Annotated in this window: 15 protein-coding genes; 5 read left to right on the forward strand and 10 right to left on the reverse strand. The window is 42.2% G+C overall.

Annotated elements, in window-relative coordinates; all coding sequences use genetic code 11:
- Positions 1 to 266: 266 nt before the first annotated feature.
- The 3 genes from NI466_RS07980 to NI466_RS07990 all read right to left on the reverse strand — a co-directional run bounded on the left by NI466_RS07980 (position 267) and on the right by NI466_RS07990 (position 3676).
- On the reverse strand, positions 267 to 1238 hold the full coding sequence (locus NI466_RS07980) for a methyltransferase (protein ID WP_253173280.1): 972 nt from the start codon (positions 1236 to 1238) through the stop codon (positions 267 to 269).
- 336 nt (positions 1239 to 1574) lie between these two features.
- A complete protein-coding gene (locus NI466_RS07985; RefSeq protein ID WP_114541932.1) occupies positions 1575 to 2273 on the reverse strand; it encodes a pirin family protein in 699 nt (232 codons plus the stop codon).
- A gap of 179 nt (positions 2274 to 2452) precedes the next feature.
- Complete coding sequence (locus NI466_RS07990; protein WP_253173281.1) at positions 2453 to 3676, reverse strand: L,D-transpeptidase family protein; 1224 nt, start codon at positions 3674 to 3676, stop codon at positions 2453 to 2455.
- A 205-nt stretch (positions 3677 to 3881) separates the two neighbouring features.
- On the opposite strand from NI466_RS07990, the gene hemE reads away from it, so the two are divergent.
- From hemE to NI466_RS08015, 5 genes are all read left to right on the forward strand, one after another.
- Positions 3882 to 4952, forward strand: a complete 1071-nt coding sequence (hemE, locus tag NI466_RS07995; RefSeq protein WP_253173282.1) for a uroporphyrinogen decarboxylase — start codon at positions 3882 to 3884, stop codon at positions 4950 to 4952.
- 10 nt (positions 4953 to 4962) lie between these two features.
- Positions 4963 to 5766 carry a DUF817 family protein gene (locus NI466_RS08000; RefSeq protein ID WP_253173283.1) on the forward strand — a complete coding sequence of 268 codons (804 nt, stop codon included), beginning with the start codon at positions 4963 to 4965 and terminating at the stop codon, positions 5764 to 5766.
- A 143-nt stretch (positions 5767 to 5909) separates the two neighbouring features.
- Complete coding sequence (locus tag NI466_RS08005; protein WP_253173284.1) at positions 5910 to 6380, forward strand: DUF3015 family protein; 471 nt, start codon at positions 5910 to 5912, stop codon at positions 6378 to 6380.
- Positions 6381 to 6457: 77 nt separating this feature from the next.
- A complete protein-coding gene (locus NI466_RS08010; protein WP_253173285.1) occupies positions 6458 to 8344 on the forward strand; it encodes an Lnb N-terminal periplasmic domain-containing protein in 1887 nt (628 codons plus the stop codon).
- A gap of 188 nt (positions 8345 to 8532) precedes the next feature.
- Positions 8533 to 9930 (forward strand): diguanylate cyclase, encoded by a 1398-nt coding sequence (locus tag NI466_RS08015; RefSeq protein ID WP_253173286.1) that lies wholly within the window; start codon positions 8533 to 8535, stop codon positions 9928 to 9930.
- Between the two features lie 10 nt (positions 9931 to 9940).
- Here the strand turns inward: NI466_RS08015 and NI466_RS08020 are convergent, their stop codons facing one another.
- The 7 genes from NI466_RS08020 to NI466_RS08050 all read right to left on the reverse strand — a co-directional run bounded on the left by NI466_RS08020 (position 9941) and on the right by NI466_RS08050 (position 15364).
- Positions 9941 to 10501, reverse strand: a complete 561-nt coding sequence (locus NI466_RS08020) for a DUF4385 domain-containing protein (RefSeq protein WP_253173287.1) — start codon at positions 10499 to 10501, stop codon at positions 9941 to 9943.
- A 114-nt stretch (positions 10502 to 10615) separates the two neighbouring features.
- Entirely contained in the window at positions 10616 to 11050 is a 435-nt protein-coding gene (locus NI466_RS08025) for a hypothetical protein (RefSeq protein ID WP_004646396.1), read from the reverse strand.
- 323 nt (positions 11051 to 11373) lie between these two features.
- Complete coding sequence (gene folE / locus NI466_RS08030) at positions 11374 to 11922, reverse strand: GTP cyclohydrolase I FolE (protein ID WP_004730181.1); 549 nt, start codon at positions 11920 to 11922, stop codon at positions 11374 to 11376.
- 93 nt (positions 11923 to 12015) lie between these two features.
- Positions 12016 to 12699, reverse strand: a complete 684-nt coding sequence (locus tag NI466_RS08035; RefSeq protein WP_005246851.1) for a Smr/MutS family protein — start codon at positions 12697 to 12699, stop codon at positions 12016 to 12018.
- A gap of 197 nt (positions 12700 to 12896) precedes the next feature.
- Positions 12897 to 13703: an indole-3-glycerol phosphate synthase TrpC gene (gene trpC, locus NI466_RS08040; protein WP_253173288.1), complete on the reverse strand. Its 807-nt coding sequence runs from the start codon at positions 13701 to 13703 to the stop codon at positions 12897 to 12899.
- A 20-nt stretch (positions 13704 to 13723) separates the two neighbouring features.
- Positions 13724 to 14770, reverse strand: coding sequence for an anthranilate phosphoribosyltransferase (gene trpD, locus NI466_RS08045; protein ID WP_253173289.1), 1047 nt, complete (start codon positions 14768 to 14770; stop codon positions 13724 to 13726).
- 9 nt (positions 14771 to 14779) lie between these two features.
- A complete protein-coding gene (locus NI466_RS08050; RefSeq protein ID WP_004646400.1) occupies positions 14780 to 15364 on the reverse strand; it encodes an anthranilate synthase component II in 585 nt (194 codons plus the stop codon).
- Positions 15365 to 16081: the final 717 nt, after the last annotated feature.

Raw genomic sequence — 16081 nt, forward strand, 5'->3', positions numbered from 1 at the left:
ATAGACGGAAAAGATTCGGTTTACGCATTAACTTAATTGCTGCACTCGTAAACCGGATAAACTTGCAATAATGACTTTCGCAAGAGATCTAATATAAAACATATAGATAGTTATTTAGTTTGGCGGACACCGCTTCCGCCAAATTTTAAAAACCCCAGTCGAAAGATTGGGTTTTTTTTATTTCTATGATTTTAATAAAACGATTTAAAATAAGCTGATAGCGAACAAAGTCAAAATTTTAAAATTCCATAATTAATAAATATTCTTTAATTGCCTACTTCAATTTTGATTAATGCCAACGCAATTCTTTCCACATGTTGGTAAGCCGGTTGTTCCAGTTCTTCACCAAAAATATCCGGGTCAATTTCTTCATAGGACCAGATTATATTTTGATGCTGTTTCATCAAATCTTTAAGATGCTGCAAAAACAGATTGCCATGTTCAGTCACGGTCACACCGGTATATAGAAATAAATGTCCGCCAGAATTCAGGCGCTGTAGACCTTCTTTTATAATCCTGAATGATAAATCACAGCCATCCAGCGCATTACCGCCATGACGATATTGACGTTGTTCGGGATCAATTAAATACGGTGGATTAGCAAAAATCAGATCAAATTTTCCATCAAGATTGGAAAATAAATTACTTTGAACCGGATGAATATGGTTTAAGCCGGCAAAACTGATATTAATCTGGCTATAGAGCAAGGCTTTGGGATTCAGGTCTGCAACCATCATTTCATTCACATCTGGAAAATGTCTGGCAATACTGATTGCGGCTGCTGAAGTGCCACAACACATTTCCACGACCCGTTTGAAAGGGCGAGGCTGAGTAGCTAGATATTGCTTGAGATGATAGACAAAGCGATACGTATCCGGACCAAAAAATACCGCATCCTGCTGAGTGGTGGGAAAAGCTGAATGAATAAAAAGTTCGCCATCGAGTGAAGAAACCCGAACCTGACTCAAGTATTGATCTTCCTGAAACTGTAGAAGCTGATGTTCTTGCAATAATTCAAACAGAACGGGATCAAGATCAGTTTTTTTAAAGTTTAGATTCCAGCCAAAGATATCCTGAAGGGTTCTGTGCTTATAAATTTCATTCTTTTTCCGATTCAGAATTCGCTGGTGGGAAAGTGGTGTAATGGTCGTGAACTGATAATCTTGTTGTTTTAAAAAGGCTAATAAATAAAACAAAGCTTGTTGCTGGATGCTTTGCATCTCTAAAATCTGGTTCATACGAATATGCTCTTCTATTTATTTAACCTACATGAAAAGATCAATTCACTTTATGGCTGCAAAAGACAATATCAAAACCAGTCGCGAATGATCAAAGCTATACAGCACTGGATTCCATAGAAATGGATCAGTTTATATTCACCTAAATAATGCATTGCTTAGGTAAAAATGTGATGAGAATTGGTTGGATTTGTATAGGTAGCAGGCATAATTTTCTTAGTTAGGAAACCTTATTATGATATTGCCACCTATTATTTCTTATTTACGATTATATGTATAAAAAATGGCTATTAATCACTGGGATCAATAGCCATTAGAGCTGAGAGCTTTAAAAGCTTAGTTGGGTACTTCCGGCAAATCAAACCAGATCACTTGCGCATCTTCGCTTGCTTTAATTTCTGTATCATCTAGAAAAGCAATTGCGCCGCCCGCTTCCACTGTATGTTCAGCGATCTGGACAGTGCCAGAAACAACATGTACATAATTAATATGCTGGGTCGCTTTCACTTCCAGACTTTGGCCTTGCTGAATCACCGCAGTTTTGACTTCGGCATTCTGACGAATATGCATCGGTGCATTGTCATTCGGACCACAAATCAAATGCCACTGGTTCGGTTGCTCATGCGGGTCAAGACGGATTTGCTGATAGTTCGGCTTGGCATCACGTTCATTTGGAATAATCCAGATTTGCAGTAAATGAACCTGTTCATCGCCCTGGTTCATTTCACTGTGTCGCACACCTGTTCCTGCACTCATCAGTTGCCATTCACCCGCAGCGATTCCGCCATGATTGCCCATGCTGTCCTGATGGGTAATGGTTCCTTTTAGCACACAGGTCAGGATTTCCATATTGTCATGTGGATGTGTGCCAAAACCCTGATGACCATCAATTAAATCATCATTAATAACGCGTAAGGCGCTAACACCCATATACTTTGGGTTATACCAGTTACCAAATGAGAAGCTGTGTTTAGACTCCAGCCAGCCCATTTTTACATGACCACGATTTTCGCTCGGATGTAGAAAAGCATTCATGATTTCATCTCGACATTATTTTTAACTTGAGATCATCATACTGTCGTTTTAACACTGAAAAAATCTCAAATAGGCGACAGATCATTGCATTTTTGCAACGACATAGCTGAAAGTAAACATCAGGAATAAAAAAGCCCGCTTAAAAGCAGGCTGTTTTATTTAAATCGTTAGGCCGATCATCATTCCAAGAAACGAACCGTTACGCCAGATTTGACTTTACGGCCAAGATCATTGGCATCCCAGTTAGTCAAACGAATACAACCATGCGACGCTGTTTTCGAAATGGTAGACGGGTTTGGTGTCCCGTGAATACCAAATGATTTCTTGCTTAAACCAATCCAGATATTCCCGACAGGACCGTTAGGACCTGGTGGTAAAGATAGTGGTTTTAAGTTTTTACCTTGTACAAAGTTAGAAGGTGAGTAGCTGTACCAAGGGTTTGGTGCAACACCTGTTACTTTATAGGTCCCGGTTGGAGATGGTGTATCCGCACTACCAATGGTGGCAGGGAATGACGCGATCATTTGATTTTTACTGTTAAATAAGTACAGTTGTTTCGCACCTTTATGTGCAACAATCAAGTGAATACCTTCAGGCAAGTCATTGCGTACATTGCTGACCAGTAATTTTTCACCCACTTTATTAAAGTTAGCATTTGGATTGAGTTTCTTTAAGAAATTCTCATCCATATGGAATTTTTCACTCAACATTTCACTGACACGTGTGTAGTACAGGCCTTTCATTTTCGCCTGTAACGCATAATCTGAAGGAATAGACTTGGCAAATGGGCCTGCCAGATCTTTTTCAGTAATGGTGTATTCAATAAAGGTTGGCTTAGAACCCTGACGTGCCACCAGTTTATCCCAGGTTTCCTGAGTCAAAACACCTGTCGGTTTGATGCCATTCATTTGCTGGAAAGACGCAATCGCTTTCAGTGTGTTTTTACCGCTGGTTCCGTCAATCGCACCCGGTGATGCATGGGCATTATTCAGCATGACATGCGCACGTGCGTAAACTGGGAATTGACCTGCACCGATATTTTCATACCATTGGGCATTGTTTAAGCCATCTAAAGTCCACGAAGCTTTGGTCGCCGCAGAGTTAGTCGGTGCTTTAGTATTTAGTGCTGCGCCAATAGAAGCAGTCTGATCTTCGGTATCCTGTAGCTCATTCAGCGCTTCAGATGCCTGTTTTAAGTCTTGTTGTTCTTGTGCGGTAATTTGCGCTTCTGCAGGTGCTGCTTGGGCCGCTGAAGCTTCAGTTGCTAGTGGATCAATCGGATCTTGCACTGCAACATCAGTCACCACTTGGGGTTTTAATGGTTGTTCAGCAGTAGACGCGGCAAAAACTTGACCTGCGAAAATGCAACCTAGACTCACAGCGAGCATTGTGCGAACGAACATGTAACTCAACCTCAAGAATTATTTCTTTAACTATGTGAAAAAACACTATAAGTATTACAGAAAAAATGTGGAGATGCAGTAGTTGTTTTGTGTAAATCACTAGGTCGCCGTTCAATCCGATCGGTTTTTAAAGTTGCCAGAAGTTATTAAAACTGCGGCCTTTTTGCTATGATGTTGGCAATGTCAAAGAAAGATGGGAATGTGAATGACGACCTTAAAAAATGATCGTTTTCTGCGCGCATTGTTGCGTGAGCCTGTAGATGCTACGCCAGTATGGATGATGCGTCAGGCTGGCCGTTATTTGCCTGAGTACCGCGAAACGCGTGCCAAGGCAGGAGATTTCCTTTCGCTTTGCAAGAATACTGAACTGGCCTGTGAAGTGACTTTGCAGCCTTTGCGCCGTTATGATCTTGATGCCGCGATTTTATTCTCAGATATCTTGACGGTTCCGGATGCTTTGGGACTGGGGCTGTATTTTGAAGCCGGTGAAGGCCCGAAATTTCACAAGACTATCCGTACCGAACAGGATGTGGCCAATCTGCCTGCATTTAATGCCAAATCGGATCTGGATTATGTGATGAATGCCGTTTCGACTATTCGTTCAGCCTTGGGCGGCCAGGTACCTCTGATTGGTTTCTCGGGCAGTCCATGGACTTTGGCAACATATATGGTCGAAGGTGGTTCAAGCAAGGATTTCCGTTTTACCAAACAGATGATGTATGCACAGCCTGAAGTTTTGCATGCTTTACTGGATCGTCTGGCTGATGCAGTGACCGAATATTTGAATGCGCAGATTGATGCGGGTGCACAAGCGGTACAGATCTTTGATAGTTGGGGTGGGGCATTAGCACATCGTGAATATATCGAGTTCTCGCTGAACTATATGCAGAAGATTGTCGCTGGTTTACAACGTGAGAAAGATGGCCGCAAGATTCCGGTGATTCTGTTTACCAAAGGTGGCGGCCAATGGTTGGAACCGATGATTGCGACAGGCGCAGATGCGTTTGGTCTGGACTGGACGACGCCACTAAATGTCGCTCGTCAAACCGTTGCCGGCCGTGCAGCACTTCAAGGTAACCTGGATCCTGCAACTTTATATGGCTCATCAGATACCATCATTAAAGCAACAAAAGCCATGCTGGATGATGCCTATGCCAATGGCGAGAAAACCGGTTATGTTGCCAATCTGGGTCATGGTATTACCCAGTGGGTTGATCCGGCGAATCCAAAAGCATTCATTGATACCGTACATGAGTATAGTGCCAAATATCTTTAGGATGTAAACCTTGATCGATCTATTCAAATCAGGGTTTGAATTTACTTATAAGGCAGCTTCGGCTGCCTTATTTGGGATTTTACTCCTGCTGGCTTTTGCGCTGACTGCTTCTATGGGCAGCGATCTCTTCTTCGGTTTTTACCGGTATGACTATCTGCTGTTTTTTGCCTTACTGATTCAGGTGGTGCTGCTTTATATCAAGCTGGAATCGTGGGCTGAAGCCAAAGTGATTGCGCTCTTTCATCTCATGGCCATGGTGATGGAAATCTTCCTGACCCATCCGGCAATTGCTTCCTGGCATTACCCACAGCCCGCGGTATTTAAAATCCTGACCGTGCCTTTATTTGCTGGTTTTATGTATTCTGCGGTCGGCAGCTTTTTTGCCCGTTCTTTACGTCTATATCAGGTTTCATTCGAAAAATTGCCGCATTTCAGCCATATGCTGGCATTGGCTGTCTTGTCTTATATTAATTTTATGAGCAAGTTTTTTATTCCCGATTATCGTCTGATTCTATTTGTCTGGAGCGTGCTGATGTTCTGGAAAACCAAAATCCGCTTTCAGCTGAATCAGCATGCTTTTCAGTTGCCGATGTTACCCGTACTGCTGATTCTGGCATTTATTATCTGGATTGCCGAGAACATTAGTACCTTTTACCAGATCTGGCTTTATCCAAGCCAGATTGAGCAATGGCATATGGTGGGATGGGGCAAACTCGGATCTTGGTATTTATTATTATTGCTGAGTTTGGTGTTGGTACTGAAAATCTTGGGACAGCGTAATTCACAAGGCGATTGGACGCTCAAAGAAAAGTAAAATCAATCAGGTTATGTTTATGTAAAGTATACATTTTTTCAATTGCGCCAAACTTGACTTGTCGCTACTCTGCTGAGTATGTAATTTAAATTACATCATTAGAGTAATAACAAAGATTGCATGAGAATAATTGGAGAATAACTATGTTTAAAAAAATTATGCTGGCGGCAGTATTGGCGACTGGTTCAAGCATGGCGATGGCTGACCGAGATGTCGGTTGTGGTATCGGAAGTCAGGTGTGGGCGGGTCAGTCTGGTATTATTCCTAAACTCTTAGCAGGTACGACCAACGTTCTGTTCACGAATCAGTGGCTCGGGATCACTTTTGGCACTTTGGGTTGTAGCCAGGGCGGTACCGTAACCGCTCAAGTGGTGACCTTTACCAATGAAAACGCTGAAGCACTGGCGCGTGATATGGCAGTCGGTGAAGGTGAAAGCCTGAATGTTCTGGCTGAACTTTTGAATATTAAATCTGAAGATAAAGCTCGTTTCTTTAGCGTTTCTAAGCAGAATTTCTCTGAAATCTATTCCGAGCAAAACCAGAATACATTACAAGTTTTAAGCACCTTACAAACTGTGATGGCGAAAGATGAAGTATTGAAATCCTACATCTGATCCGCACCTCAAAAACCCTGCTGTTCTGGCAGGGTTTTCTTATGACTAAAAGAAATTGATGAGAATAAGTTAACTGAATGAAATATGCGTTCTTTGTGTTGGGCCTGACATTTAGCCCTTTAAGTTTTTCTAGCGAGATTAATCCAGACATTCAGCATTATATAGCTCAGGCCGAAACCCAGCGTCTGGATCAGAGCACTACCTGGCAACGTCTCATGTATGCCAATCCCCACGGTCATAGCGAGGTTAACTATTCGGGCTATTTCCTGGCAGAGCAGGGAAAAACTGATCTAAAAAAGGAAATGCAGCATAACATTCAGGCTTTATTTTTGAGCGCAGAGCCGAATCAGTCTGTTCGCTGCAAGTTTCCGGCACGCAGCAGCTGGTTAATACAGCAATTGAATATTTCCGAGCAACAATTGCCTGCGGTCAGTTGCCCGGATTTGGATAAATGGATTGGCGAGGTCAAGCCTTATCAGGCAACCCTGATCTATGCCACGGATTTTATGGGTAATCCCAGCTCGATGTTTGGTCATACCTTGTTGCGTCTGGACCCTAAAGACCAGCAACAACTCAATCTGATTTCTTATGCGGTCAACTATGCTGCGACGGTCGATGGCAATGACAACTGGTCCTTTGCCTGGAAAGGGCTGACTGGACAATATCCGGGTGAATATTCACTGATGCCGTATTACCGCAAGGTCAAAGAGTATGGTGACTTTGAAAGCCGGGATTTGTGGGAATATGAATTAAACTTAAGTCCGCAAGAAACCAGGTTTTTGGTACAGCATCTCTGGGAAATGCAAAATGTAAGTTTCCCTTATTATTTTATCAGTGATAATTGCGCTTATCGCCTACTGGGACTGTTTGATCTGGTACGTCCCGAGCTAAATCTACAGAAACAGTTTAATTCGACTGCGATTCCGATTGAAACACTAAAAGTAGTAGAACAGCAGGGCTTGATCAAACAGAAAGTTTACCGTCCGGCGCTTGAAACTCAATTGCTGGCACAGTCCAGACAGCATGGCAAAGCGCTGGCAAAAACTGCGCATAAGCTGGCTTATGCAGAAAAAGGTGCAATGCCTTCAATCTTGCAGCCCTATCCGGCAGAAGATCAGGCCAAAATTCTGGAAATGGCCTATGATCATTTATATCTGGACTTTCTCCGACAAACAGTCGATAAATCATTTTCCCAGCCACGTTTTCGCAAGTTATTAGGCTTAAGAAGTCAGCTGAATATCGAGAAGCAGCGTAAAGCGCCTGAACGTCCAAAAATAGACCCGGTACAAAGCCATCATGCACGGAATATCAGTCTTCAGGCCGGACAGGTTCAGGGTGAATCCTTTGTCCAGCTAGGGCATCGGCAAGCCTATCATGATCTCATCGACCCGCAAGGCGGTTTTCGAACCGGCACACAATTGCTGTTTCTGGATGGGGCTTTGCAATATCGTGACAGTGAACTCAAACTGGAGCATCTGGATCTATTGACTGTCAATTCCTATAACCCCGTCAATCCGTTTAATACGCCATTGTCCTGGGGTTTTAATCTGGGCTGGCAACAGGAAGCACTGAATGCGCATGGCCAGTTTAGTGAAGATGAGCAGCATGGCGTTGCCAGCTTAAAAACTCAGGTCGGTTATAGCTGGGCAAATGTCAGCCGTGAACATCTATGTTATGCGCAAATGCAAACTCAGCTACAGGCAGGCAAGGCACTGGATCAAGGCTGGCGCGTAGGTGCTGGCCCTACTGTGGGGTGCCAGAATATCTGGAGCGATCAGATTAACAGTCTGGTGCAGGTGGAACTGCCTTATTGGGAAGATTCGCATCGCTGGCAGCTGAAACTGAATACTGAACTCCAATATGCATTCAATCCACAACATGCACTTCGGCTGTCTTGGGAATATCAGCAACAGCAGTCCAAAGACTGGGATCAATGGAGTCTTGGTTTGATTCGGTATTTTTAAGATTTATTTAAAACTATTGATAAAGTGCTGTGTATCCATGAGGCTACTGTTTAGTTTTCCCTTGTATAAAAAGATTGGCTTGGTTTGGTACAAATAATCTGGTCGATATTTTAGGAAAAATACCTGATATTTGCTATATTTCTCACATAATGTGAGTGCAAATTGCAAGGTTTTGGGGAACAGACAGTATGAATAATGAATGCATGGCAAGACTGGCCGAGCAGTGGGAGCAGATCTGTCAAAATTATTCATCTGATGACTTATTGCATGCCTTTCACTTTATTCAAGATCATTCCCTGATTCTGGTGGAAGAATTCTATAAAAACATGCTCATTGAAAAGGAATCTGCAGAATTCTTTTCCGATGACTTGATTCAACAGCGCTTGCGCGACACTTTAAATGCCTGGCTACTTGAAAGCTTTAGTGTAGGGATTAATAAACGCTATGCCGATGCTGTGCAGAAACAGGCGATGGTGGGACATGTGCATGCGCGTGTCGGAATTCCGTCCTGGCTGATCATGCGCGGTGTACGTGAAATTGAGCGTAAAATGTTTGAACTGCTGGATGAGAATCCTCACCACAGTATGTTGACTACCTGCAGTTATATTGTCCAAATCATGGGATTTGCCACAGAAGTCATGTGCCGATCTTATGAAGCCAAAACAGCCATGAATCAGGAAATTAAACACAGTTATCGTGTTTTTTCAGCGATGCAGGATGTAGCCGTACAAAAAGATAAACAGCGCAGTTCATTGCTAGACTGGGAAAATGAGCTCATGTTCAAGGTCTTTTCTGAGCATGAGAAATTGAATCATCCGATGCTGTCCAAGTCGGAGTTTGGTTTATGGTTTATCCATAAAGCCTCTTATGCTTTTACCGGTTCTGATCAGGTCGATTTAATCATTGAACGAATTTATCAGGTCGATGAACTTAATCAAGATATCATGGACTATACGGACAAAAACAATATGCTGGGACTGATCCAGCAGATCCGTGACTTAAACCGCGAAATTCAGCTGCTGGTGGACCAGTTATTTCAAGTGGCCGAATATATTGAATCCGGTAATGATTCATTGACCCAGTTATTGAATCGTCGTTATTTGAATACGATTATTTCACGAGAAATCACTTTTTCCCGCAAGAATCATACGCCTTTGTCTTTACTTGCTATTGATGCCGACTATTTCAAAAGTATTAATGACAAATTTGGACATGCAGCAGGTGATCTGGCCTTGAAATTTCTGGCCGAAGCATTGCAAAAATACAGTCAGGGCAGTGATTATGCTTTCCGGGTCGGCGGCGAAGAGTTCTTGCTGTTACTGGTGGATACTGATGAAAAACGTGCCCTGAATATTGCCGAAAGTGTGCGTAAATATATTGAAAATGGCATGATTAATTCGGCACAAGGCCAGCAGTTTAAATTTACGGTCAGTATTGGTTGTGTGCTTTATGATGGACATCCGGATTATCAGCGCTTCCTGAATGCGGCAGATTCTGCCTTGTATATGGCGAAGAACAACGGGCGTAACAGAGTCTATATGGCTCATCAGTCCTTGAACCCAGTCGCACAGCCACTCTCTGTTTAAATAAAAGGTTTTATCCAGTTGCAGATTGCTGCTCTATAAATTCCTGAAATTTCTGTTTTTGCTGAAGATATTCGGGATGATTTTTAGCTTCATCCCATTTCTGTTTAAAAATTTTGGCAGCAGCGGCTTTAACAGGATCTTCCTGATTGCGTGGCAGCTCGGAACGGCCATGCGCGCCACTTAAACCTTTTTTGTCTTCCGGAACTGGGCCGTCGTATTTTTTGCCGCCTTTATGATTGGCATAACGCCGGGCACGGGTAAAACCCATCTGTAAAAACTTGCGTGCCATGTCCGCACCAACAAAATCTTTTTGTTTTAAATAGTCCAAGAAAAGCTGATAGATTTTCTCGCTACTGGCTTGGGCTTTTGCTTCATCTGCAAAGCGCCAGTGTGGCAGGATTTCCGATTTATAAGGCTCAACCAGTAATACACCTTGTTCACCACGGCCAATCCGGTAGAGCTCGGGTCGTTTACGAAAATTAATCTTTGCAAAGTCCAGAGAATAATCAAAACTATTCGAAACTACACGTGACGGACGTTTTGGTGGGGTTACTTTGGCAGATGACTTCATATTCGGCCTTTTCTGAAATTTAAAATTATTCGATATTTCAGCTAATACAAATTATAAAAATGAAAGGGCAGGACACAGAAAAGCCCCTGGCATTTAGAACTAGGGGCTTTCATTTTACTTCGATTTTTTTGAACTGGTCTTCGAGGTTTTAGCCTTGGTTGACTTGCTCTTAGAGGAGCTACTCGACTGCTTTTTAGCAGGCGCCGATTTTTTTGAAGAAGACTTTTTCACTTTAGTGTCGTCTTTACTCTTGTTGCTGCTTTTCGCTTTAGCCGGTTTTTTCGCGGAAGAGGTCTTTTGGTCTTTCGCTTTATCACTGGCTTTTGAGCTCGAATTTTTCTTCGCCTTCACTTTTTCATCTTTGCTGGCATTGTCTTTCTTAGAAGATGCCGCTTTAGATTTACTGCTCGCCGCTTTTTTAGTGACTTTGCGATCACTGTCTTTGTCACTACTCTTATTCGACTTTTTCAGTTTCTCATCTTGGGTCTTTTTAGCAGTTTTTGCTGATTTTTTGCTGTCTTTCGCCTGGTTATTTTTACTATTCGCCATGGTTACTTTCCTTATCATTAAAAATCAATCAGAAAGATATAAAGCGCTTTGCTGTATATCAACTTCAAATTACTTTAATGGGAGAGCGGCAGGATTAAAACTTTATCGTGTATCCAAGTGTAGGCTTGTTGCAAACACAAGCAGGAATTGTTTGAGTTCTAGACTGAAACATAGCAAGTTTTGGGACAGGTCTTTAAACCCTGTTACCAGGTGTTATTTATAGCAAGTGAGCTTTTGAATTAAGTATTGATATCCTCTTCCTTTAAAAGCAAAAAACCCCGAATGATCGAGGCTTTGAGTAACTTATTTTTAAGCTTTAATAATTAATAGCTTTCTGGAACCGCACTTAAAAATTCACGACGTGTTTCTTTGTCGGTTTTAAAATCACCAATAAATGATACCGTACGTGTGGTTGATTCCTGCTTGCCTACACCGCGCATCATCATGCACATGTGCGCAGAATCAATCATTACTGCAACACCGCGTGCTTTAGTGACTTCAGCCACTGCTTCTGCAATTTGCTGAGTCAGATTTTCCTGAATCTGCAAACGGCGTGCAAACATTTCAGTAATACGGGCAAATTTAGACAGGCCTAAAACATGACCTTCTGGCAAATAGGCGATATGTACGCGGCCATAAAATGGCAATAAGTGATGCTCACATAGCGAATAAAATTCGATGTTTTTGACCAGTACCATTTCACGGTTATCGGAAGGGAAGACCGCCTTGTTGGTCACTTCTTCAAGTGTCTGGCTATAACCCGAGGTTAAATATGAAAATGCTTTCGCAGCGCGCACAGGCGTATCTTTGAGACCAGGGCGATTTAGATCTTCGCCAACGGCAGTAAGAATGTTTGCGTAGGATTGCTGCATAGTCATATGACGTATTCACTTAAACTGAGAATGAACAAGGACGGCATTGTAGCAGAAAACTTTTACAATGCCTTGTTTTGAGGCTAAAACCGTTTACTGTTTGAACTTTGGATTCTTTTCTGCACGTTTGAGCAAAACCAATACCGCACCGGTACCGCCTTGCTTTTCAGGTGCACTGACAAATGCCAAAACATCGCGATGCTGACGCAGCCAGCCGTTGACATAGGTTTTTAAAATCGCTTCTGGACCTTTACCATGTACGATTTTAATCACGTTCTGGTTTTCATCTTTGGCGATTTGAATAATCTGCAGCACGGCTTGACGCGCTTCTTCCACAGTACAGCCATGCAGATCCACAGCTTCAAACCAGCGCAAGTTACCGGCTTTCAAGTCTTCAAACACTTTATGCTGCAAGGTGGCGATGCGATAGCTCAAGTTGGCCTGACTGCCGACAGGATTGAGCATGGCCTGAGTATCTGATAAAGCCATTGCCTCTGTTTCCAGCGGGCCAGTAGCTGCTGCACGCTTTGCCAAGATTTGTGCATCCGGCTTTTTCTTGCGTGGTTTGTCCAGTTGAACCGTATTTCCCGATTCAATTTTTTGTACGCCCTGCATTTGCTTGCGGAATAATTCCAGTTCTTCTAACGCTTCTTGCTCGACAGTCTTTTCAACAGGTGCAGCAACGACCGCAGGCGTTTGCGGCTGTGTAATTTGCTTCTTAAAAGATTTCAGCAGGTTGTACTGATCTTTAGATAATGAAGAATCGTGTTTACTCATAATGTAAAAACAAGGGAGATGCGGAATTTACAAGAATTATAGTCTGAAAATAGACAAAGGAGAACTGAATTGCGTTCATGACATTGCTGAGGATTTTAAATACGCTCGAGAATCTATGATCTACTTTTCAATATTGAAAATAAAAAAGCCCAATCCTGAGATTGGGCTTTTTTAATGCTTAGGTGAGCATTTACATTTTAAACCGCTTCAGGCTCACCAAACAGATCGCGGAAAGTATGATCCGGACGTGGTTGTTTCATGAAGCTTTCGCCGACCAGAAAGGCGTGAATATCATTTTTCTGCATCATCGCAACATCCGCAGGTGTGGCAATACCACTTTCAGTCACCAGCAGGCGTGAAGGGTCCAGTAATTTTTTCAAACGTAATGATGTGTTTAAATCCACATCAAAGGTTTTTAAATTACGGTTATTTACACCGAGCAGACAACGATCAGAAAGTTTTAAAGCACGGGATAGTTCTTCTTCATCGTGAACTTCAACCAGTACATCCAGATGATGTTCAAATGCAGTTTTAGACATTTCTTCTAACTGCTGATCAGACAGGCAAGCCACAATTAGCAAGATACAGTCTGCATGCAGAGCACGTGCTTCGATAACTCCATAAGGATCGATCAGAAAGTCTTTGCGCAGTGCAGGCAGGTCGCAATGTGAACGGGCAATCTGAATGTTGTCATCGTGACCCTGGAAAAAGTCTACATCGGTCAGCACCGATAAACAGGCTGCACCTGCCTCCTGATACTGTGCTGCAATTTCCGCAGGGTTAAAGTTCTCGCGAATAATGCCCTTAGATGGCGAAGCTTTCTTAATTTCAGCAATGACACCCGGACGTTTCGACACTAAAGACTGGGCAAAACCACGCACAGGTGATGCACCTTGTGCCAGTTCTTCCAGATCTTTATAGCTTTTCTGCTTTAAACGTAGGGCAAATTCTTCTTTTTTACGGTCAACAATTTTGCCTAAAATTGTATTTGCGATATCCACCATGATCAAAATCCCTGACCGAATTAAGCTTCGTAATGTTTAATAGTTTTGGTAAATTCAGACAGTACACTCATTTTCTCAAGTGCCTGACCGCCATAAATAATGTCATGTGCCAGCGCAACACCTTGCTTATAGCTGCTGGTCAAACCAGAGACATAAATACCTGCACCAGCATTCAGCGCGATCATGTTCGCTGCTTTATCACCGATGTCTGATTTCTTCTTGCCCAGCGCATCTTTGATCAAAGCCAGACTTTGCGCAGAATCTTCCACAATCAGTCCGGTCAGGGTTTGCGACTCAATATCGACCGATTCAGGAATAATTTCCCATTCAGTGACTTCACCATTTTTCAGTTCAGCAACATGAGTTGAAGAGGCAATACTGATTTCATCCAGACCATCACGTGAATGTACCACCATCACATGTTCAGCACCGAGCTGTTTCATGACTTCCGCAATCGGACGGCAGAGTTCATTGGAAAATACGCCAATGACTAAACGATTTACTCCGGCCGGATTCGTAAGCGGGCCAAGTAAATTGAAAATACTACGAATTCCTAATTCTTTACGTGGGCCGATTGCATATTTCATGGCTTGATGATGATTCGGCGCAAACAGGAAACCGACACCAACGTCACGGATACAGCGTTCAATCTGCTGCATGTTCAGGTCCAGGTTAATCCCGGCCTGTTCCAGTAAATCCGACGAACCTGATTTGGTCGAAACGCCGCGGTTACCATGTTTGGCAATGGTTGCGCCCGCTGCTGCAATTACAAATGCAGAAGCAGTAGAAACATTAAACAGGTTCTGGCCATCACCGCCTGTACCCACGATGTCCACTAAATATGGAATATCACTGACATCAATTTTGGTAGCCAGTTCACGCATAACACGTGCAGCTGCAGTAATCTCATCAATGCTTTCGCCTTTTAGGCGTAAGCCCATCAGCAGGGCACCAATCTGGGCATCGGTCGCTTCACCTGACATGATGGCACGCATCACGTCTTGCATTTGATCCTGAGTCAGGTGAATGTTTTTAGTAATATTGCTTAAAGCTTGTTGAATATTCATAAGATGTTCTTAGGCATAAATTTCGAGAAAGTTTTTAAAGATTTGATGACCATGCTGGCTCAGAATCGATTCAGGATGGAACTGCACGCCTTCGACCGGCAATGTCTTATGTTTCACACCCATAATTTCTTCCATAGAGCCATCCGCTTCATTGGTCCAGCAGGTGACTTCCAGACATTCGGGCAAGGTAGCTTGATCAATCACCAGTGAATGATAGCGCGTTGCAGGAAATGGAGAAGGAAGATTGCTGAAAATCCCGGTATCACTGTGGTACATATCAGACAGACGGCCATGCATGACACGTTTGGCACGCACGATATCACCGCCAAATGCCTGCCCAATACTTTGATGACCAAGACAAACGCCCAGTAAAGGAATTTTGCCAGCAAAATGCTGAATGGCAGGAATAGAAATTCCTGCCTCACTTGGCGAGCACGGGCCGGGGCCAATCACTAAATACTTAGGTTGCCATCGCTCTATATCTTCCAATGTCACGGCATCATTACGGACTACTTTTACTTCTTGATTCAGTTCGCCAAAATATTGGACGATGTTATAAGTAAAGGAGTCATAGTTGTCGATCATTAAAAGCATGAGCTTAACCTATTGAAATTAATGCACTTAACTGTGCTAATGTTGTCCAGATCGTACTTTATTTATACGTGTTGCAAGCACTTGCCTGACACAACTAAATCATTGATTTCATTGTGTGAAAATAAAGCACGCTTCATCATAGCAAAAAATAGCCCCATTCGGCGCAACAATTTCGCTCAATTTATTGGCTTTAAAAACCTGTAGAAAATTAAATAAAATTTTATAATGATTTAAAGTAATAGGCTTACTCATAGAAAGATTTAAAAGGCTATTTTTTAGAGTAAAACTTAAAAATGAAAAAATTAAGGTCAAAGAGAGGTAAAATGCTTGATGAAAAAAACATCACTTGAATAATTAAGCTTTATATAAACTTTTCTATTGAAAGTAGATTTAAAGAAAATGCCTCATAATAGGCATACAATCCCAAATGAATCGCAAAATTTTCTTTACTGATATCTACTAAAAAAAGCTCAATTTTTAGCCAAAAACAAGTAAAAATATAACAAAAGTAAGAAAAAGCAGCATATTTGCTATAAAAAGCTATGTTTCTTATACATTTTTATAGATACATGCACTATTTAGGTGCGCTAAAAAATAAAGCTGAAATAAAATAAATGAAGAATGCTTGAATATAGTGCATTTAGTTTTGCAGCTAGTATAATAGCCGCAAAGTATTTTTGTCACTTCATGATTTCTTATAAAGATTTCAAGATTTTA

Origin of the sequence: Acinetobacter lwoffii, from assembly GCF_024129595.1 — a bacterium.
Lineage (GTDB): Bacteria > Pseudomonadota > Gammaproteobacteria > Pseudomonadales > Moraxellaceae > Acinetobacter > Acinetobacter lwoffii_O.